This window comes from Mesorhizobium sp. INR15 (genome assembly GCF_015500075.1).
Classification (GTDB): Bacteria; Pseudomonadota; Alphaproteobacteria; order Rhizobiales; family Rhizobiaceae; genus Mesorhizobium.
In genome coordinates, this window is the sequence record NZ_CP045499.1 from 162,981 (window position 1) to 181,894 (window position 18,914).

Genomic DNA, 18,914 nt, shown 5'->3' on the forward strand with positions numbered 1-18,914 from the left:
TCCTCCCGAAATGTCGAAGGGGCTTGCCAAAGCGCTGGTAATCAAAACCTTGCAACACAACGATCGAACTCGGCGATCGTCTGGATGTCGCCGTCCTCAAGCTCGGCGCTCGGCAGGACGCCGTACTCACCGTCGACCTGGAACAGCGTGACTGGGACCATCAGGGTACGGGAGAGCTGGTAGGCGTGGTTCTGTGTGCCCACACCTGCAAAGCCGATCTTGCCACTCTACATGCGGCCGGCTCTGCTTGCGGGCGTGGCTGCGGCGCGGCGATCAAGGAGAGATCCATCACACTATGCTGTCGCGGAGCTTGGCAATATGCTGGGCCACATCGCGCGCGTCGATTTCCGCCTCGCGAAGCAGCCAATCGAAGTGCTCCGTCAACGAACGAACCCGCCTGGCTTCGCGAAAGGCGAGATAGAAGCGCCCTACATAAATCACGCCAACCAGTGGCCCGAACACTGTGACGGGCGCACTGTACACCCGACGCGCATCGAATAGGAACAAGCGCAGTGTTGGATAGTACTCCTTGCAGCGCGCCGCCAGCAGCGCCAATTGCTCGCGCCGGAATTCTGCTCCAAGCCCGCGCCAATAGCCTGCACCGGCGGCAAACGCGTCGAGCTCACCGATTGACATCGCCAGCTCGAAATCCGACGTACCAGCGTTCAGTTCCGCCACGCGATCGCGCATCGCACCGATCGCCTGATCTGGTGTCTGGCCAAGCGAGGCGGCATATTCCCAGCGCATCACGGCCTCGGTTTTGAGGAAGTCAGGTATCGAGGCAGGCACATGCCTGATCTTGTAACCGGCTGCCTCACGCTGCCATGCAAGCAATTGCGCATCCACTACCGTGCGCGATGCCTCGCTCAGGCTGACTGCGGCGTCGAGCAGTTCACCCGGGCGTTCCGGCCGATCAGTCAGGCTTAGCAACCAGTCGCTACTGACACCGAGCGCCTGCGCGCAATCTGCAGCCAGATGCGCGTTCGGTAGTCGCGGCTCGGCGGCGACGAGAAGCTGCGAGATGGTCGAGCGATCCGCCCCTGTCGCTCGCGCCAGGCCACTCTGCGACATCTCGGCTAGTGCCATCGCTGCGGCAAGGCGAGATCGAAACGCGGCGGTCCGAGCGCGTTTGTCGATTCTACTAATCATTGTGGGACATTATCATCCATTGGGATAAAATGCAGCGGAAATACCGAATTCTCCACCGCCCGCTCAGGTGATAGCCAATGCAGCAGCATTTATAGCAGTGGAATGAAATGGACACGAAACGGCGCACCATCATCAAGGCAATCACGTACCAACTGATGGGGTTGGTGGTGATGACCGCGCTTGGCACGATTTTCACCGGCTCTGCGGGAGTCGGCGGGACGTTGGCTCTGGTCTCGGCGACAATCGGGGCGCTGGGTTACGTTTTGCATGAAAACCTATGGGCGATGGTCCGCTGGGGCCGTCAGTAATACGCGCCTGCCAATTCCGGTCATTTCGGTGAGGCTTGCGGAAGATCATCGGAACGCCAGGCTTGTACTGTCGTTGCCAAAACCGCGAGCGTAGCGGTCGTTCCGTTCATATCGCCTTTCTCGAAATCTCCCTCTTTCTGCGCCATAATGTTGGTGACATGCGCGAAGCATCAGCTTGCCCAGAAATCTGGCGAGCGCCGGATGCAGGTGTCACTCCGCTTCTGTCGGGCGATCGCCCGACGGCGGACCAAGACGTAGAACACCGGTGTGAGCACTAGCCCGAACAGCGTGACGCCAAGCATGCCGGCGAACACGGCAATTCCCATGACATGCCGCATCTCGGCACCGGCCCCCGTTGCGATCACAAGCGGCACGACACCGGCGATGAAGGCGAGCGAGGTCATCAGGATCGGCCGCAGGCGAAGCCGGGCTGCTTCAAGCACGGCGTTCAATGGATCGACGCCTTCATCTTCCTTCGCTCTGGCGAACTCGACGATCAGGATCGCATTTTTGGCGGCGAGCCCCACGAGCACGACGAAGCCGATCTGCGTAAAAATGTTGTTGTCACCTCCCGTAAACCAGACGCCGGCAATCGCGGAAAGCAGCGCCATCGGAGCGATCAGCAACACAGCGAACGGCAATGACCAACTGTTGTACTGCGCCGCGAGAATCAGAAACGCGAGCAGAACTGACAGTGGGAAGACGTACATGGCCGTATTTCCGGCTTGTTTCTCCTGATAGGCGAGTTCCGTCCACTCGAAGGCCATGCCGGTTGGTAACGTTTCCGATGCGATCCGTTCGATGGCGGTGGTCGCTTGCCCGAACGAATATCCGGGCGCCGGGCCGCCGCTGATATCGGCTGACGGGAAACCGTTATAATGCATGACGCGATCCGGCCCCGAACTGTGCTTGATGGTCAGCAAGGCCGACAACGGAATCATTTCGCCCGCCGCGTTACGCACCTTCAGCCGGCCGATGTCCTCCGGCTGCATACGGAATGGCGCGTCCGCCTGGACCATCACGCGGTAGGTGCGACCGAATCGATTGAAGTCGTTCGCATAGAGCGAGCCAAGGTTAACCTGCAGCGTCTCGAAGATCGTGTTGAGCGGCACCCCCTGCGACTTAGCCTTCACCCGGTCGATGTCCACCTGGATCTGCGGAGCATTCACCTGGAAGCTCGCGAGCATGCCAGCCAGTTCAGGTGTTTGCATCGCTTTGCCCATGATCGTGCCCTGCGCCTGCGCGAGGGCCTCGAAGCCGAGCCCCGCCCGATCCTCGATCTGGAACTTGAAACCGCCGGTCGAGCCGAGGCCCGGAACAGGTGGCGGCGGGAAGATGCCGGTAAAGCCATCGGGGATCTGGCTGAACTTGCCCATCAAGCGATCCGCGATCGCGAAAGCGGACAAGGAAGGATCCTTGCGCTCTTCAAAAGGCTTGAGCATCGTGAACATTACGGCGGCGTTGGGAATGTTGACCATACCGTTGACCGAGAGCCCCGGAAACGCGACGACACTTTCCACGCCCGGTTCGGCAAGCGCGATCTCCGACATTTTCTTGACGACTGCCTCGGTGCGATCCAGCGAGGCTCCGGTCGGAAGTTGAGCAATGCCGACAAGGTAATACTTGTCCTGAGCCGGGACGAACCCGTTGGGCACGGCCTGGAAACCCATCCATGTCATGCCGACCAGACCGGCATAGACAAGCAAGACGAGCACGCTGAACCTCACGGCGCGGCGCACCGTCCAGACATAGGCATTCGAGGCGCTGTCGAAGAAGCGGTTAAACAGCCGGAAGAACCAGCCGAACAAACCGTCGATCACGCGGGTCAAGAGATCGCGCTTCACCTTTCCGTGGTGCGGCCTCAGGAGCACGCCTGCAAGTGCGGGAGAAAGCGTAAGAGAGTTGACCGCCGACAGGATGGTGGAGATTGCGATCGTGAGAGCGAACTGCCTATAGAACTCCCCTTGCAGGCCGGTCAGGAATGCCGAGGGAATGAACACGGCCGACAGCACCGAAGTAATGGCGATAATCGGCCCGGTCACTTCGTCCATGGCCTTGCGCGCTGCCTCCTTCGGCGTTTCGCCGAGCGCGATGTGACGCTCGACGTTCTCAACGACCACGATGGCGTCATCGACCACGATACCGATCGAGAGCACGAGCCCGAACAACGACAGCGTGTTCAGCGAGAAGCCGAACATGTACATGAGGGCGAATGTGCCGACCAACGATACTGGCACGGCAACCAGCGGGATGATCGAAGCACGCCAGGTTTGAAGGAAGAGCACGACCACGAGTACGACCAGCGCGATGGCTTCGAGCAGCGTCATCACCACGGCTTCCAGAGAAGCCTTGACGAAGACCGTAGGGTCGTAGGCGATGCGATACTCTATACCCTCGGGAAAACCTTTCTGTAGTTCCTCCATGGTGCCGCGAATGGCGCTCGACACGTCGAGCGCGTTGGCGCCGGGGCTCTGGATGATCTGCATCGCCAGCGCCGGCTTGCCGTCAAGAAGACTGCGCAGGGCGTAGGAGTCCGCACCAAGTTCGATACGGGCAATATCCAGCAGACGGGTGACTTGGCCATCAGTGCCCGTCTTGACGACGATGTCGCCGAACTGCTCCTCGTTCGAAAGCCTGCCAAGGGTGTTGACCGTGACCTGAAACGCGGCCGAGGCTTCCGGCTGCTGGCCAACCGAGCCGGCGGCCACCTGGACGTTCTGCTCCTGAATTGCCGCCACCACGTCGGAGGCGGTCAGACCGCGCGCCGCCACCTTGGCCGGATCGAGCCAGATCCGCATCGAATATTCGCCAGCACCCCAGACCAGCACATCACCCACACCTGGCAGGCGCGCAAGCTGGTCGCGCACCTGCAAAGTGGCGAAGTTCGACAGGTAGAGAGGATCGTAGCGATCGTCGGGCGAGACGAGATGGACGACCATCAGGATGTCGGGCGAGGTCTTCTGCGTCACGACGCCAATGCGCTGCACTTCCTGCGGCAGACGCGGAAGCACCCGCGAGACGCGGTTCTGCACCTGGATCTGCGCCATGTCGGGATCGGTGCCCTGCTGAAAGGTCACCGTCAGCGTCATGCGTCCGTCGGTCGCGGCCTGCGAGCTCATATAGAGCATATTTTCGACGCCGTTGATCGCCTGCTCAAGCGGTGCGGCAACCGTTTCGGCGATCACCTCGGGATTAGCGCCGGGATAGCTTGCCGTTACCTGCACTGTCGGTGGGGTAACCTGGGGATACTCGCTCAACGGCAGCTTCAGTAGCGTCAGGCCACCGGCGATCAGCATCAAGACAGACAGAACGACCGCAAAGATCGGGCGGTCGGCGAAAAAGCGCGGAATATTCATCGACGCGCCTCCTGCGTTTCAGCAGCAGCCCGGTTTTCATCGGCGGCTTGGTCGGGCAGCATCGAAACCATCTGCGGGGCCACCCGCATACCCGGACGGACCAGCCCTTTCACGATGATCTTCTCACCCGAATTGAGGCCGGCTGTGACGACACGCAGACCGTCGACCATGGGCCCGAGTTCGACCGGGCGGTATTCGGCCTTGTCCTCAGTTCCGAGGACCAGCACGTAGCGGTTACCTTGATCGATACCGATCGCCTGATCGTCGATGAGCACGGTCTGAACGGGCTCGGCGGTAACGAGGTTGACCCGCGCAAAAAGGCCAGGCGCTAGCTGGCCATCAGGGTTCTTCACAACGGCTCGAGCGCGGATTGTCCCCGTGCTTCGGTCGACGCGATTGCCGAGAAAATCGAATTCGCCCACGTGCGGGAAGCCGGCATCGGTCATCAGCCCCACCTGTACCGGTATCTTGCCGGCGGCCTTTCCACTTTCGATCGCCCGGGCACGTACAACGAATTCGAGATAGGTGGCTTCGTCGATATCGAAATACACATAGAGAGGGTCGGTCGAGACGATCGTGGTGAGAAGTGTCGCAGCTCCGGCATTTCCGCCGGCGACAAGATTGCCTTCGGAGACCAGAACCCGGTCGACGCGCCCACCAATCGGAGCGGTGACGCGCGTGAAGGAAAGATCAAGTTCGGCGCCGGCTACAGATGCCTTCGCGATTTCGACCTGCGCCTGCCGCTGGCGGCGTGCGGTCTGCGCGTCATCGAAGGTCTTGCGCGATACGGTGCCTTTGGGCGCCAACGTTTCGACGCGCTTAAAATCGATCTCGGCCTGATCGAGCAGAACCGCCGCCTGCTGCAACTGAGCCTTGGCGGCATCCAGTGCGGCCTGGAATGGCCTGGGGTCGATCTGGAACAGAAGCTGGCCCTGGCGCACAAGACCGCCTTCGGGAACGCTCACGGCGTCGATTGCGCCGCCGACACGTGGGCGAAGTTCGACGACCTTGGTCGCCTCGAGATGGCCTGTAAACTCCACCGACAGCGCGACCTTGCGCGAGACTACCTCGGCGACCGGCACCTGTGGTACGGGCATTTCGTCCAGCTGGGCAGCAGCTTCGGGTACGGCAGTCGACGATACAAGCGCCAGAAGGCGGCTTGTATAGGGTTCCACTTCGTCGCGGTAGACCAAGGCGCCACCGGCAATGACGACGGCTGCTAAGAGCAGGGTGGCGGCTTTCTTATTCATTCTCGTTCACTTTCATACGGGCGCGCGCTCCAGGCTCGCGGGAGACGGCGGCGGTAAATGCTTGACGAAGGTGGGGCTTCCAACGATGGGAAGGTCAAGGCCCTTAGAACGCTTTTTCCGAACAGGCCGCATCCATCCCGCTATGCGGCGGCCAACTGCATGCTTTACGTCGCCGACGTCGTTTGAATGAGAGGAGTTCGTCTCGGATGAGCGCCGTGGATCGGCTTTGCTACGAAGTGCTCCAGCAGGGTGGGAAGCCGCCAATCACGTGTGATTGGCGGCTTCCCTGACACGATTAGTCAATGGCTTTCGGCCGGGACCGGCGGACGCAAAGGCAAGCCTTCGTCCCGGCTATGAGTGACGCGCGGGGAAGATCGCCGTCGGCGTCAGAAACGAGAGAGAATTCTTGACCTGCGTCGAGATATGTAAGGAGGCAGGCCTTATCGCCATCTCTGTTAAAGATGCGGGCCATACAGTGTTCGACCAACCAACCTATACCGTCGGGGCGGTCGGCCCATGCTACAACCGAGACCTCCCAAGACGATGTCACGCACGCTTGAGACTGTTCGAGGCTGGCAAGCACGAAGCGAGTAGCCGCTCAGTTCAGACCAGGAATCAGGTCGCGGCCAGTCCGGAATTCGATCGTGGACTCCTTGAAGTCATCGCCCACGGGTTCGCTGCGTCCGCCCAGATGTGCGGCCAGAAATGCTCCACAACGGCTGCCAAGGAGGTCCCGTTTTCTGGTCGGCCGAGGCCGTGGCCTTCATCCGAGTAAAAGACGTAGGTTCTTTACCCCGGAAAAGCCGCCGGCGCCGGTTACGGTCGACTGATGCTGCCGCCGGCGATGAGGTCTCGTCGCTCGCCCCCAATGACAAAGGCCCGCCGCGAACATCTTCGCGGCGGGCCTTTGTTTCATTCGCTGATCCAGACTAGGCTTGAACGTCAACCGTACCCATCATACCGAGCTGTTCGTGCTCGAGGATGTGGCAGTGATACATGCGCGGGCCCGGCAGATCCTGGCGCAGCAGTATCCGGACCGTCTCGCCGGCCACGATGTTCACGGTATCCTTCCACGCGCGATAGGATGGCGTGGTGACCTTCCCGTCCTTCTCGCGCTCCGCGATCTGAAACTGCGTCCCATGCACATGGAACGGATGATCCATATCCGCCTCGTTGACGACTTCCCAAAGCTCGACTTGTCCGACTTTCGAGACTTCGTCTATGCGGTTCATGTCGAAGCTGGCACCGTTGATCAGGAACTTCATCTCCATGCTGTCGGAAGACATGGACATGTTGGAGTGATCCATGCCGTTCATCGTCGTGTTGCCATGATCCATGCCCTGCATCGACATGCTGCCATGGTCCATTCCGCCCATGGATTCAGTCAGCACCAACCGGCGCGTGACAACCGGATTCCCAAGAGTTTCGATGGAGCGTAGCTTTGCTGGCAGGGGCGGCATCGCAGTCACCGCCTCGTCTGACACGTTTGCCGTCAGCAGGATCATGCCGACCTCGTTCGGCTTGCCCGGCCCCATCCAACCGCGCTCATATTCGAGCGTAGTGAGCTTGGCCGCTCCCGGCTTGTCGAAGGAAACGATCAATTCAACGCGTTCGGCCGGCGTGAGCAGCAACTCGTCGACGGCGACGGGCGCTTCGATCAGGCCGCCGTCCGTTCCGACGACGGTCATACTGGCATTCTCGAACTTGAGCCGCAGGAAACGCGCATTCGTCGTGTTGTAGAGACGTAGACGGCGTTTTTCACCAAGCGCAACAGTCATCGCCGGGTTCTTCTGCCCGTTGACCAGCACATGATCGCCGACGCGGCCGTTCATAAGATCGGTCATCGTGCTTTCCGGCATCGTCCCGTCGACGGCGATCCTGAGATCGGTGAGCATGAGGATCGTGTCGCCATATTCCGGCGGGATGGGATCGTCCTTCGGTTTGACCAGAAAGATACCGGCGAGTCCGCGATAGACCTGCTCGGCGGTCAAACCATGGGGATGGGGATGGAACCAATAAGATGCCGCACTGCCTTCCGGCAGTGCGAACGCATAAACGCGCTCGCCACCCGAGGCTACGGGGTCGCTCGGACTGCCATCCTGGTCGGCCGGCACGGGCATGCCATGCCAATGGATCGTCGTGGGTTCGCCTGGAATCCCGTTCTTGAAGCTGATCTCGACTTTGTCTCCCTCACTTGCCTCGATCACGGGACTGGTGCCGTTATAAAGAAGCACAGGCGTATCGAGCCCTTCGGCGAACCGCACGACGCCTGGTTCTGCTGCTAGCTTTGCTTTGAATACGCCGGGCACGGCCGACTGGTTGGACAGCCGTGGCAACTCCTTGAGCGGCTGCCCTTCCGGCAAAACGGGGTTGGTGCCCGCCGTAGGCATGTTGTGATTGCCGTGGCCGCTCATGCCGCCCATATCGTGCTCCATCTGGGCTGCTGCAGGCCCGGCAACGACGAGACCCGTAAGGCTCGCCAGAAAAGTCCGCCGATGCATTGATCGTCTTCCTCTCGGTCGTTTGACAGTCAACGGCAAGGCCGTTCAACTATGTCTTGAGTTTCTTTTTTCTTGCCAAAGGCGGCTCTCCTGGGAGCCGCCTCCGATTGCTACTCGCTGCGGTCGGCGAGCCACGTCTTCATCGTGGCGATGTCGCCTTCCTGGGGCTTGACCACCTCTTCAGCGAGTTCGCGGACCTCCGGATCCTTGCCGTAGTCAAGCACGACTTTCCCCATATCGATCGCGCCCTGATGGTGCGGGATCATGCCGCGCATGAAGTCGATGTCGGCATCGCCGGTGAACTCGACCATCATGTCCGTATGCATGCTGTCGTTGGCAGCTATGTAAGCTTTTGTGGACGGGTTGTCGGAGGCCGGCTCTCCATGCCCGACATGTTCATTCCCAGCATATTATGACCTTGCATGGGATCGTCCTTGTTCATTTGGCTCTGTGCGATCGCGAGACCGGCGCTGATGGCGAGCGCCCCTGCGATGAAGATAGGAGTGAGCTTGTTCATGATATCGCTCCTGTTCAGTTCGCCGTTGCCGGATAGCCGGCTTCTTCGAGAACCCTTTGAAGCGCCGCCGAGGGTGCGGTCGTCTCGACCTTGACCATGCGTGCGGCTGGATTGGTCTCGATCTTGGCGTTGGGATCAACTGACTGGATCGCCTTGGTGACTGATTTGGCGCAGCCGCCGCAGGTCATGTTTTCGATTCTGAGTTCCATGAGAATTCTCCTTTGGTTTGGGTCTCATGACGCTTAAGGTGGGGCTTCCAACCATGGTAAGGTCAAGTGGTGCGGAAAAGGAATTTTTGCTATTGACCTTCCCATGGTTGGAAGCCCCACCTTCACTCCGAACTTGAATTTCGGAACGAGAAAAGGAGGCGGCTATGAATGCCCCCGTTCGAGCAACAGACTTATCTGCAACGATATCACTACCCATCGAGGGCATGACCTGCGCGTCCTGCGTCGGTCGTATCGAAAGAGCCCTGAAGGCCGTCCCAGGCGTTGAGACCGTATCGGTCAACTTGGCTACGGAACGTGCGAGCATCACGACCAAATCGACTGTTGCCCGCGCAAAGCTTGTCGAGGTCATCGAAAACGTCGGTTATTCCGTGCAGGCGAAATCTGCCGATTCGGCTGGTCCCACAGAGCTATCGATTGAGGGCATGACCTGCGCATCCTGCGTCGGCCGCGTCGAGCGCGCGCTGAAGACGATTCCCGGCGTGACGGAGGCGGTCGTCAATCTGGCGACCGAGCGTGCCACGATCCGCGGAACCGCCGATGCGGCGACCCTGATTGCGGCGATCGAAGACGTCGGTTACGAGGCAAAAGTGATCGGCGCGGCCGCCGGCAATAGCGGTGAAGACGCGAACGCCGAGCGAGCAGAGAAGAAGGAAGCAGAGCGCCGCGAATTGACTCGTGACTTCATCATCGCGGCGATGCTTGCCGCGCCGGTCTTTCTCATGGAGATGGGATCGCACCTCATTCCGGACATGCATGGCCTCATCGAATCGACGATTGGCATGCAGTGGAGCTGGTACATCCAGTTCGCACTGACAACGCTTGTGCTCTTCATTCCGGGCATTCGTTTTTATGACAAGGGGCTCCCGGCGCTTTGGCGTCTTGCCCCCGACATGAACTCGCTTGTGGCTGTCGGCTCGCTTGCAGCCTATGGGTATTCGCTGGTTGCGACCTTCGCTCCCGGCTTCCTGCCGCCCGGAACAATCAACGTTTATTTTGAAGCCGCCGCGGTCATCGTGACGCTTATTCTGCTCGGCCGCCTGCTCGAGGCCCGTGCCAAGGGCCGGACATCCGAAGCGATCAAGCGTCTGGCCGGGCTTCAAGCCAAGACGGCGCGCGTCCGCAGGGACGGCAAAACGATCGATCTGCCTATAGGCTCGGTCGTTTCCGGCGATATCGTCGAGGTTCGTCCCGGCGAACGTCTGCCCGTCGATGGCGAGGTGTTTGAAGGTGCCAGCTATGTAGATGAGTCGATGATCACCGGCGAGCCGATCCCGGTTTCAAAGTCGGTCGGTAGTGCGGTCGTCGGCGGCACAGTCAACCAGAAGGGTGCGTTCGCGTTCCGCGCGACGGCGGTCGGCGGCAATACGGTGCTTTCGCAGATCATCCGCATGGTTGAAGAGGCGCAGGGCTCCAAGCTGCCGATCCAGGCGCTGGTCGACAAGGTTACGATGTGGTTCGTTCCGGCGGTCTTTGCCGTCGCAGCCTTCACCTTTGCTGCCTGGCTCTATTTCGGCCCGTCGCCCGCGCTCACTTTTGCGCTGGTCAATGCCGTCGCCGTCCTGATCATCGCTTGCCCATGCGCCATGGGTGTAGCCACGCCAACCTCCATTATGGTCGGCACCGGCCGCGGCGCCGAACTCGGCGTGCTCTTCCGTAAGGGTGAAGCACTCCAATTGCTGAAGGACGCCAGGGTCGTGGCGCTCGACAAAACGGGTACGCTCACCGAGGGTAAGCCAGCCCTGACCGATCTGGAACTGGCTCCCGGCTTCGAACGGTCGCAGGTTCTCGGGCTGGTCGCTGCGGTTGAGACCAAATCGGAACACCCGATTGCCAGCGCCATCGTGGACGCGGCGACAAAGGAAGGCATCGTGTTGCCAACCGTGTCGGACTTTGAATCGGTGACCGGCTTTGGCGTCAAGGCCAAGGTCGCCGGCAAGCGCGTCGAGATCGGCGCAGACCGCTATATGGTCGAACTCGGCTATGATGTGGCGGCGTTCGCCAAGATTGCGGAGCGCTTGGGCAACGAGGGCAAGTCACCGCTCTATGCCGCAATCGATGGTAAGCTCGCGGCGATCGTCGCCGTAGCCGACCCGATTAAGGACACCACGCCTGCGGCAATCAAGGCCCTGCACAATCTCGGGCTCAAGGTCGCGATGATCACCGGCGACAATGCCCGCACGGCCAAGGCCATCGCGACGCGGCTGGGGATCGACGAAGTTGTGGCCGAAGTGTTGCCGGACGGCAAGGTCGATGCGGTTCGCCGCCTCCGGGCCAAGTACGGGAAGGTAGCCTTCGTCGGCGACGGCATCAACGACGCCCCGGCGCTGGCGGAGGCGGATGTGGGTCTGGCCATCGGCACAGGGACGGACATCGCCATCGAGGCGGCGGACGTGGTGCTGATGTCGGGCAGCCTGCAGGGGGTGTCGAACGCCATCGCGCTGTCAAAGGCGACGATCGGCAACATCAGGCAGAACCTGTTCTGGGCGTTTGCCTACAACACGGCGTTGATCCCGGTCGCCGCCGGCCTGCTCTATCCCGTCTATGGCATCTTGCTGTCGCCAGTGTTCGCAGCGGGCGCCATGGCGCTGTCGAGTGTGTTCGTGCTCGGCAATGCGCTGCGGTTGCGCGCGTTCAAAGTGGCGAACTGACAAACCGCGGCGGCCGACCCTATATCCGGGTCGGTCGCCGTGTCATTTTAGGGAGAATGCTGATGAACATAGGACAGGCATCGAAGGCATCGGGCGTCTCGGCCAAGATGATCCGTTACTACGAGCAGACCGGTCTCATTCCAGCGGCGGACCGCAAGGAATCCGGCTACCGCGACTATTCGGCCACCGACGTCCATATGCTGCGCTTCATCCGCCGCGCACGCGATCTTGGCTTTGCCGTTGCCGAGATCGGCGATCTGCTCGGTCTATGGCGTGACGAAACCCGGCAGAGCGCCGAGGTCAAGCGCCTGGCGCGGGGCCACATCGACCAACTGGAAAAGAAGATCAAGGGCCTTCAGGACATGGCCCACACGCTCACTGTGCTAGTCAACGCCTGCCATGGTGACCATCGCCCCCATTGCCCGATCCTGCACAACCTCGAAACTGATCCGGAGGATGAGAATCTGAAGATCCAGCCTCGCCCCGGCGCAGTCGCACGCTTGTCGCAATGAAGACAGCGCCGGTGCGCCAAAACCGCGTCTCAGCAAAGTGGCGCATAATTCTTGACCTGTCCCTGCTGAAAGCAACGGCGATGCAAGCGTGCTCGCCTGGCTTGACACGCTCTGAAATAAACCCAAGGCAGAATGGGTTGGCAAAAATCCAGTGGCTACAATCAGCGCTCTCGGATCGAGACCCAGATGGGTCGCTGGAAGACTGCCATCGGGGCAGAAACTCAAGGCAAGAACCCTCGCCAACCAACGGACCGAGGCCACTATTGGCCTCAACATCTTGAACCGAATGACCGGGCTCGGCCGTGCCGAGTTCGAACGCGTGGCATGAGAAAAGGCGCGGGTAGGTTGCGACCCATGCAACACGGTCCATGGTACTCGCGCTCTATTCCCAGCCGACATCGATGACTTCGTCATGCGCGGACTGTGCGTAGCCTCGAGTCATCCTCACTTTGACTGCATCAAGGGTTCAGAAATTGTGCATTCTGTCGATGCACAAGCGAGGTTTTCCCTGCTATCTGACACAAAATTTCGCCTGGGCGCGTCAGGTGGCCGAGGCGTTGAGAGAAAAGGCGACCTGACTGGCGAGCAAACACTGGCGTTCGGGCCAGCAACGGTTCTGGCGAGTCGAAATCGATCACATCCGCGATATGCTCACCGTCGACCACTTGAGTGCCGACCCCCACATGCCAAGCCACCATACCAGCGACTGGTGCCGGTATCATGTCGCATCCAGAAACCGCCGTCGCCTCACAGCGCGCGGCGGGCAACGGCGGGGCTTCACCGAGGACAGCGCCGTTGCGCCTCAGAAAGTTCATAATATTTGCCGCGTCTCTCGCGCCGAATTGGTCGGAAACATCGCTGCGCCCCCGCAGTTCGATTGTCGGCGCAAAACACGCAGCCGGCATCAGATCAGCCGCGAGCTTCAATGCCTTGCGCACCTTAAACCACGGACCGCCATTGCATTCGTCAAATAATCCCGCAGCAATGCTTTGCTCAAGAATAACGACGCTTGCCCCCATATCGCAGCCAAGGTCGCTCACCATGTCCTTGTGTTCTACATGGGCAAACAAATGCAGCTCCGCCTGAAAATCGCAATGCAGATCAAATACAATATCGGCATCGATCGACAGCGTAAGCAGGGCCTTTTGCAGTGCCTGCCACTCGGAGGTTTCGGGCAGCGCCACGACTGCGTTGCGCAACTCGGTTCGCATTAGGACAATATTCTGTTGAGCGTTATCCCCAAAGCTCCCCCTAAAACGCTCAAGAACGATTGCCCCGAGGTCCGGCCAGCCCCGATTGAAGTTACCGCCGCCGTCAGCAAACGCGTGTCGTCCCAGATGGTGGGTATTGAGGGACTGCGCCATGCCAACCGGATTGGCGTTTGTAACAAGAATGATTTCGCCAACAATCTGTCCTTCACGTGCTGCCGCGTCAAACAGGGGGATTAGATGACATGCGGTCATTACGGCTGGGAGTTCGTCCGCATGTAGTGCCGCTTGAATATACACTTTGGGCGACGTCCCTAGGGTACCCCACCTATGAAAGGTAAGGTGCCGCTTGGTGCCAGGACTTGTCAGTGGGAGGGGAACGGCTTTTGTGAAATGTGACATTTTTGGCTTCCAGCCTGTTGCATAGCGATGTCTGATCCGGTCCAGTTTGGCGCGTCAGTGTAGCAGCTGTATGAGGAATTCCTTGGTTCGTGCATGTTTAGGGGCGTCAGAATGTATCGGGATCGGTTTGTTCAACAATTTTCCCCTCGTCCATGAAAATGACCCGGTCAGCTACACGACGCGCGAACCCCATTTCGTGGGTGACGCAGAGCACGGTCATGCCATCGTAGGCCAACTCTATCGTATGGGCCCGAGACCTCCTAGATAAGCGGCGGCTGACCCTCACGCATCAGAAAGCTCGTCTCAAAGACGTTGTCGCTAAAGAAAGGCCCCCGCGTCGTCTTCAAATTCCAGCAGCGCACGCTGGTATTTCAACCGGCCGCTCTCGGCGATATGGACCCGGATGTTCGCGGTCAGGTCGTCTTTGTCCAATGTGATCTTTGTCATCCCGTTTTCCTTCTGGTCATCATGCATTGAAAGGAGTCAGAACAACATCACCGAACTGACCGGCATAGGCGTGAATCGCGGGTGCACCTCCAAGATGCATAAGCAAGATCTTGGCGTTCGGCTCGAACCGGCCCGCCGCAGACAGATCCAGCAGCCCGCGAATGGCGCGCCCCTCATAAACCGGATCGGCGATCAGTCCCTCGCGCGTGGCCATCAGGTGAATGCCTTCCTTGATGGCCGCATCCGCATAACCGTAATCAGCCATGTTCGACGCAACCACCGTCACATCGCTTTCCTCGACCAGTTCGGGTAGTTCGAGAAATTGAAGTGCCTCATTGGCCAGCTGCCGAACCCGCCTTGCCTTGATCTCGGTTTCGCCATCATCGGCGACGCCGATAATCCGCGTCTTGATGCCAAGCGCCTTGAACCCCGCGACAAGACCAGATTGCGTGCTGCTCGAGCCGGTTGTGTGAACCAGATAATCAAAGAACTGACCGATCTGCTGCATCTGAGTTGCCAGTTCGATGGCGCAGTTCATGTAGCCCATGCTACCCAGACGATGCTCCGAGGCACCGCCCGGGATCAGGTAGGGCTTGTGACCTTGGCTGCGCAGATGCTCCATGAATTCCGCGAGCGGGCCTTGGTCTTCGATCGGGCGCTGCGTTTCATCAATGTAAAGCTCGGCGCCCATCAGATGGCTGAGCAAGATATTTCCGACGTGACGATAGTTGGGACCCGCATCCTTAGTCCAGGCACAGTGCAGCAAAGAGCATTTCATCCCTGCCTTGGCGGCGGCGGCGGCGGTCTGGCGTGTGTGGTTTGATTGTATCGCGCCCACTGTCACCAGCATATCGCAGCCTTTGCGCAGTGCATCACCCGTCAGAAACTCCAGTTTGCGGGTTTTGTTTCCGCCGCCCTGAAGGCCAGACAAATCGTCACGCTTCATCCAGAGTTCGGGTCCGTTAAGCAGTTTTCCAAAGTTATGAAGCGGCTGCAAAGGTGTCGGAAGCTGCGCTAAGGCAAAGCGTGGAACCGTGCCAAGTCGAGTTTTCAGGTCTTGCACAAGTGGTTCGTTAAACATCTTAGCTCCTTGGTATCTTCGACCGCAGTTCCGTCAGTCAGCAGGGCGCATATCGTCCTCCCGTTTGGAAAATTTGTATCTGTTTTTTCCGGGAATTGACCATGGTTTGCACGCAGGAATCGGGCCGAATGCCGGAGAGGACAGAAATAGAATCGAAAGCAGAGAGCGACGGCACGCAGTTCCGTTGGACTAGGGAGAGCAACTCGCCAGTGGCCGCCTAACGGCCCACGTTACGTAGACCATCAAGGAGACCAAGAGTTCCACCAGCTGGTGGAAAGACGTCCTTCGCGGGACGATGAATGAGGTGAGTTCGATAGCAGGCTTGTGCCGACTGCATCAACGCGATCAGGCGCCCAACAGATTGTTCCACTCATTCTTCTAATCCCATCCTGGGAGGGCCGAGGTGTCGATCCCGAAGAGAAGCGAGGCCCCGCGGAGACGTTGAATGCCAGCAAATGTGGAAGAGCTCGAATGTGCTTGACCTCAACTCGCCGAATAGAGAGGTCTGCTAGACCGATCAAGATAGCGGTGCTTCCAGCCACGACGAGCGGGGTGATAGCTTCGCCAAGGAACATATACGCGGTCAGCACGCCGAAGATTGGCATTAAAAGAATAAAGGGGGCGATCTGGTCGACGCGATGTCGGCGAGTAGGCCATACCCGATTGAGTACGCGGCGGCAGCGTCGGCTTCTTGCCCGTCCTGAAAATCGATGCCACGTGTGTTCATAACAGGATAAGTCCGCCGGCGCCGCCGAGTTCCTTGTCCCTGCTTCGATGATGGGGCTTGCATGGCGGGAAAATGTGAGCTAGATACTGAACCACATGGTTCAGTATGAAAACACCCGCCTGGATGCCTCGTTCGCCGCGATCTCGGATGCTACCCGACGCGGCGTTCTGGAGCAGCTTGGCCGTGGGGACGCGTCGATCACCGGCCTTGCCCAGACCTTCAACATGACCCTCACGGGCATGAAGAAGCACGTCAGCGTCCTGGAGCAGGCGGGGCTCGTCACTACCGAAAAGGTGGGGCGCGTGCGGACCTGTAAGCTCGGCATTCTCGACCTGGGGACAGAAGCGGCATGGCTCGATCGCCACCGCCAGCTCTGGGAAGCCCGCTTCGACAAGCTGGACCAGGTGGTCGAGGAATTGAAACAAAAGGAGAAATTGAATGTACAAAAAAGCTAGCGAGTTCGCTCGCACAATGGTGGAACGAACCGACCGGGAGCTGGTGGTCACACGAACCTTTGACGCGCCGGCGCGCATCGTGTTCGAGGCCTGGACCAAGCCGGAACTTTTCATGCGGTGGTGGGCACCGAGGTCAGGGAGCATGTCCCTGCTATCCTGCGACATGGATGTTCGTACCGGGGGCAAATACCGCCTCGAGTTCGGACGAGACGCCTCCAATTCCATGGCCTTCTTCGGCAAATATCTCGAGGTGATACCGCAATCGCGGCTCGTCTGGACCAACGATGAGGGTGGAGAGGACACGGTGACCACGGTGACCTTCGACGAAACGGGCGGCAAGACGCTGCTGGTCTTCCGCGAACTCTACTCCTCCAAGGAGGCTCTCGACGAAGCCTTCGTTGGAATGGAGGGCGGGATGCCCGAGCAGCTTGATCAGCTGGACGAACTTCTCAGTACTTTGGAGGTAGGCGTGGCAACGCCGTAGGCGCCCGACGCCGATGGTTCAGCGTGCTTTGGCTGTCCGGTAACGTCGAAGGTGAGTGATTGAACTGTCAACGGCGGAGTAAAATCCGGCTACGCGGCGGTGTAAAAGTCGGCCATTTTCGGCGCACGCATGAGACCTCCGGGAGAAGCTATGGGAAGCGTCGAGGCTGAGGCATCATCGGCGCCTAGCAAACCATAGGAGGATGTACATCATGCCGACAATCGATGACTTGAGCCGTTCTCTCATCGCCTTGGATCAAGATAGCACATTGATGACGGTGATCGAAATGAGCAAATCCAGTTGGCTCGTCGCCGGGATGGTGCCTGGTATTGATCGCCATCCCATGAAGAAGCTCGTTCCCGATCCGGGGGCGTTACTCGACCTGATTGATCGCTGGCGCCAAGAAGCGGAAAAGCAAGAGCGGCGAATTGAGCGAGTCGTGCTCGCCTTTGAGGCAGGCCGCGACGGGTTTTGGCTAGCTCGGTGGCTGCGAGCGCGGGGCATCGAGGCGTATGTGATCCATTCAACGAGCGTCGCAGTCACGCGCGAGCACCGACGGGCGAAGACCGATCGACTGGATGCGACGATGCTGATCCGCGTCTTTCTCGGATGGCTGCGCGGCGAACGTGGTCATTGCCGAATGGTGGCGATTCCTACCTGTGAGGAGGAAGACGCCAAGCGACCGAGCAGAGAGCGAGAAAGTCTGGTTGGCGTTTGAACTGTGAATATGCATCCAAGATTGACCCTGCGCCGGCTTCGCATAACGATCAGATAACACTATGATTTCTAGGATCTGGCAGGGTCACGATCGGAGCCAGCTGTGCCCTCCCCGTTCGACGAAAATACGAATAGAATCAATATCATAATGGCCTTTTCGGCGGGGTTATGTTTCAATGCGTATTCACACGCTGCCGTAGAGGGTGGCTCGGATTCTCTGGGCGGCCTCGTAAAAAACGGCGTGACGGGTCGGAAAGACCAGCACCATGGCGGCGATTACAGCCATCATCATGTCCGATGGCTGCATAACCGCATACAGCCAGAAGCTGAGCCGCAAGCGGGCAAAAACATTCCCGACACGCTGCTGAAGCACATCTCGCCGCTCAGTTGGGAACACATCAACCTTACAGGCATCTATACCTGGGATACCCAGCATCAAATGCCCGAAGGCTTCCGGTTGCTCAGACTGCCCGCGCGCCGACTTCGCGCAGCTTGACGTTCATGCTTCGTTCGGTCTTAGCGTGTCTGGGAAAGCAGATCTTGTTCCGACCCCTGGATGGCGTAGGACATGATCTCGATTGGCGAGGCACCGCGCGAGGGCGCTTCACCCTCTGTCAACGGCGTGGAAAATTGGTGAAAGTACAGCTGTCAGCGTCATGCCGACCAACAAACAAACCTGTCAGGAAGCTGACGTGTTCAACGCCACGTATTTCGAGCAAGACGACAAGGCATAAGCAAAGAGCAAGGAAACCCCTATCGGTGATGCTGGTAGCGCTTGTTTTCCCCGTATAGGCCTGCTCCAGCGCCGAGCGCCGGCGATCATACGGCAGCAGGAAAAAGAACCCGAATTTGAGCAGGGCATAGATCGAATAAAGGGCTAGAATGATCGTCAGGATTTTGGCTTCCATCGAGTTTTCCGGCT

At 59.3% G+C, this 18,914-nt stretch carries 18 protein-coding genes and 3 pseudogenes; 8 read left to right on the plus strand and 13 right to left on the minus strand.

All coding sequences use genetic code 11. From position 1 onward, the window contains the following. Positions 1-41 precede the first annotated feature (41 nt). Both GA829_RS35015 and GA829_RS35020 read right to left on the minus strand, forming a co-directional pair. A complete protein-coding gene (locus GA829_RS35015) occupies positions 42-203 on the minus strand; it encodes a hypothetical protein (protein ID WP_195180514.1) in 162 nt (53 codons plus the stop codon). A gap of 85 nt (positions 204-288) precedes the next feature. Next, complete coding sequence (locus GA829_RS35020) at positions 289-1,149, minus strand: helix-turn-helix domain-containing protein (protein WP_195180335.1); 861 nt, start codon at positions 1,147-1,149, stop codon at positions 289-291. A 107-nt stretch (positions 1,150-1,256) separates the two neighbouring features. On the opposite strand from GA829_RS35020, the gene GA829_RS35025 reads away from it, so the two are divergent. After that, entirely contained in the window at positions 1,257-1,457 is a 201-nt protein-coding gene (locus GA829_RS35025) for a DUF2061 domain-containing protein (protein ID WP_195180336.1), read from the plus strand. A gap of 170 nt (positions 1,458-1,627) precedes the next feature. Here GA829_RS35025 and GA829_RS35030 read toward each other — a convergent pair whose 3' ends face one another. Both GA829_RS35030 and GA829_RS35035 read right to left on the minus strand, forming a co-directional pair. Then, positions 1,628-4,813, minus strand: coding sequence for an efflux RND transporter permease subunit (locus tag GA829_RS35030; RefSeq protein ID WP_195180337.1), 3,186 nt, complete (start codon positions 4,811-4,813; stop codon positions 1,628-1,630). Next, positions 4,810-6,063, minus strand: coding sequence for an efflux RND transporter periplasmic adaptor subunit (locus tag GA829_RS35035; protein WP_195180338.1), 1,254 nt, complete (start codon positions 6,061-6,063; stop codon positions 4,810-4,812). Before GA829_RS35035 ends, GA829_RS35030 begins: the two co-directional genes overlap by 4 nt. A 373-nt stretch (positions 6,064-6,436) precedes the next feature. On the opposite strand from GA829_RS35035, the gene GA829_RS37725 reads away from it, so the two are divergent. After that, positions 6,437-6,838 carry a peptidyl-tRNA hydrolase gene (locus GA829_RS37725; protein WP_374940459.1) on the plus strand — a complete coding sequence of 134 codons (402 nt, stop codon included), beginning with the start codon at positions 6,437-6,439 and terminating at the stop codon, positions 6,836-6,838. 154 nt (positions 6,839-6,992) lie between these two features. Here the strand turns inward: GA829_RS37725 and GA829_RS35045 are convergent, their stop codons facing one another. From GA829_RS35045 to GA829_RS35060, 4 genes are all read right to left on the minus strand, one after another. Beyond that, on the minus strand, positions 6,993-8,564 hold the full coding sequence (locus GA829_RS35045) for a multicopper oxidase family protein (RefSeq protein ID WP_195180340.1): 1,572 nt from the start codon (positions 8,562-8,564) through the stop codon (positions 6,993-6,995). Positions 8,565-8,674: 110 nt separating this feature from the next. Beyond that, positions 8,675-8,890 (minus strand): CopM family metallochaperone, encoded by a 216-nt coding sequence (copM, locus tag GA829_RS35050; protein ID WP_195180341.1) that lies wholly within the window; start codon positions 8,888-8,890, stop codon positions 8,675-8,677. 14 nt (positions 8,891-8,904) lie between these two features. After that, entirely contained in the window at positions 8,905-9,081 is a 177-nt protein-coding gene (locus GA829_RS35055; protein ID WP_195180342.1) for a hypothetical protein, read from the minus strand. A gap of 14 nt (positions 9,082-9,095) precedes the next feature. After that, positions 9,096-9,290, minus strand: a complete 195-nt coding sequence (locus GA829_RS35060) for a heavy-metal-associated domain-containing protein (protein WP_195180343.1) — start codon at positions 9,288-9,290, stop codon at positions 9,096-9,098. A 164-nt stretch (positions 9,291-9,454) separates the two neighbouring features. On the opposite strand from GA829_RS35060, the gene GA829_RS35065 reads away from it, so the two are divergent. Further along, entirely contained in the window at positions 9,455-11,959 is a 2,505-nt protein-coding gene (locus GA829_RS35065) for a heavy metal translocating P-type ATPase (protein ID WP_195180344.1), read from the plus strand. 62 nt (positions 11,960-12,021) lie between these two features. Then, complete coding sequence (gene cueR, locus GA829_RS35070; RefSeq protein WP_195180345.1) at positions 12,022-12,471, plus strand: Cu(I)-responsive transcriptional regulator; 450 nt, start codon at positions 12,022-12,024, stop codon at positions 12,469-12,471. A 458-nt stretch (positions 12,472-12,929) separates the two neighbouring features. Here the strand turns inward: cueR and GA829_RS35075 are convergent, their stop codons facing one another. The 4 genes and pseudogenes from GA829_RS35075 to GA829_RS35080 form a co-directional block, all read right to left on the minus strand. Then, complete coding sequence (locus GA829_RS35075) at positions 12,930-13,979, minus strand: M14 family metallopeptidase (RefSeq protein WP_195180346.1); 1,050 nt, start codon at positions 13,977-13,979, stop codon at positions 12,930-12,932. Positions 13,980-14,135: 156 nt separating this feature from the next. Beyond that, positions 14,136-14,322: pseudogene (glnQ, locus tag GA829_RS37130) on the minus strand (glutamine ABC transporter ATP-binding protein GlnQ); the annotation flags it as partial. Between the two features lie 77 nt (positions 14,323-14,399). Further along, positions 14,400-14,528, minus strand: coding sequence for a hypothetical protein (locus tag GA829_RS37135; protein WP_258052460.1), 129 nt, complete (start codon positions 14,526-14,528; stop codon positions 14,400-14,402). A gap of 19 nt (positions 14,529-14,547) precedes the next feature. Continuing rightward, positions 14,548-15,609 carry a 1-aminocyclopropane-1-carboxylate deaminase/D-cysteine desulfhydrase gene (locus GA829_RS35080; protein ID WP_195180347.1) on the minus strand — a complete coding sequence of 354 codons (1,062 nt, stop codon included), beginning with the start codon at positions 15,607-15,609 and terminating at the stop codon, positions 14,548-14,550. An 822-nt stretch (positions 15,610-16,431) separates the two neighbouring features. Here GA829_RS35080 and GA829_RS35085 point away from each other — a divergent pair. The 4 genes and pseudogenes from GA829_RS35085 to GA829_RS35100 all read left to right on the plus strand — a co-directional run. Beyond that, a complete protein-coding gene (locus tag GA829_RS35085) occupies positions 16,432-16,791 on the plus strand; it encodes an ArsR/SmtB family transcription factor (protein ID WP_195180348.1) in 360 nt (119 codons plus the stop codon). Further along, the gene (locus GA829_RS35090) at positions 16,775-17,275 is read left to right on the plus strand and encodes an SRPBCC family protein (protein WP_195180349.1); all 501 of its coding nucleotides are present in this window, start codon (positions 16,775-16,777) and stop codon (positions 17,273-17,275) included. The genes GA829_RS35085 and GA829_RS35090 overlap by 17 nt, the downstream gene beginning before the upstream one ends. A gap of 211 nt (positions 17,276-17,486) precedes the next feature. Beyond that, positions 17,487-17,987: pseudogene (locus tag GA829_RS35095) on the plus strand (transposase); the annotation flags it as partial. 339 nt (positions 17,988-18,326) lie between these two features. After that, positions 18,327-18,488 (plus strand): annotated as a pseudogene (locus tag GA829_RS35100) (Tn3 family transposase); the annotation flags it as partial. Positions 18,489-18,606: 118 nt separating this feature from the next. Here GA829_RS35100 and GA829_RS35105 read toward each other — a convergent pair. Then, positions 18,607-18,900 (minus strand): hypothetical protein, encoded by a 294-nt coding sequence (locus GA829_RS35105; RefSeq protein WP_195180350.1) that lies wholly within the window; start codon positions 18,898-18,900, stop codon positions 18,607-18,609. Positions 18,901-18,914 lie beyond the last annotated feature (14 nt).

Excerpts from the sequence above, each read along its gene's own strand:
- GA829_RS35045 (WP_195180340.1), bottom strand. The coding sequence starts at position 8,564 with ATGCATCGGCGGACTTTTCTGGCGAGCCTTACGGGTCTCGTCGTTGCC.
- GA829_RS35065 (WP_195180344.1), top strand. The coding sequence starts at position 9,455 with ATGAATGCCCCCGTTCGAGCAACAGACTTATCTGCAACGATATCACTA.
- GA829_RS35055 (WP_195180342.1), bottom strand. The coding sequence starts at position 9,081 with ATGAACAAGCTCACTCCTATCTTCATCGCAGGGGCGCTCGCCATCAGC.
- GA829_RS35105 (WP_195180350.1), bottom strand. The coding sequence starts at position 18,900 with ATGGAAGCCAAAATCCTGACGATCATTCTAGCCCTTTATTCGATCTAT.
- GA829_RS37135 (WP_258052460.1), bottom strand. The coding sequence starts at position 14,528 with ATGACAAAGATCACATTGGACAAAGACGACCTGACCGCGAACATCCGG.
- GA829_RS35080 (WP_195180347.1), bottom strand. The coding sequence starts at position 15,609 with ATGTTTAACGAACCACTTGTGCAAGACCTGAAAACTCGACTTGGCACG.
- cueR (WP_195180345.1), top strand. The coding sequence starts at position 12,022 with ATGAACATAGGACAGGCATCGAAGGCATCGGGCGTCTCGGCCAAGATG.
- copM (WP_195180341.1), bottom strand. The coding sequence starts at position 8,890 with ATGCATACGGACATGATGGTCGAGTTCACCGGCGATGCCGACATCGAC.
- GA829_RS35090 (WP_195180349.1), top strand. The coding sequence starts at position 16,775 with ATGTACAAAAAAGCTAGCGAGTTCGCTCGCACAATGGTGGAACGAACC.
- GA829_RS35060 (WP_195180343.1), bottom strand. The coding sequence starts at position 9,290 with ATGGAACTCAGAATCGAAAACATGACCTGCGGCGGCTGCGCCAAATCA.
- GA829_RS35085 (WP_195180348.1), top strand. The coding sequence starts at position 16,432 with ATGGTTCAGTATGAAAACACCCGCCTGGATGCCTCGTTCGCCGCGATC.
- GA829_RS35020 (WP_195180335.1), bottom strand. The coding sequence starts at position 1,149 with ATGATTAGTAGAATCGACAAACGCGCTCGGACCGCCGCGTTTCGATCT.
- GA829_RS35035 (WP_195180338.1), bottom strand. The coding sequence starts at position 6,063 with ATGAATAAGAAAGCCGCCACCCTGCTCTTAGCAGCCGTCGTCATTGCC.
- GA829_RS35030 (WP_195180337.1), bottom strand. The coding sequence starts at position 4,813 with ATGAATATTCCGCGCTTTTTCGCCGACCGCCCGATCTTTGCGGTCGTT.
- GA829_RS35025 (WP_195180336.1), top strand. The coding sequence starts at position 1,257 with ATGGACACGAAACGGCGCACCATCATCAAGGCAATCACGTACCAACTG.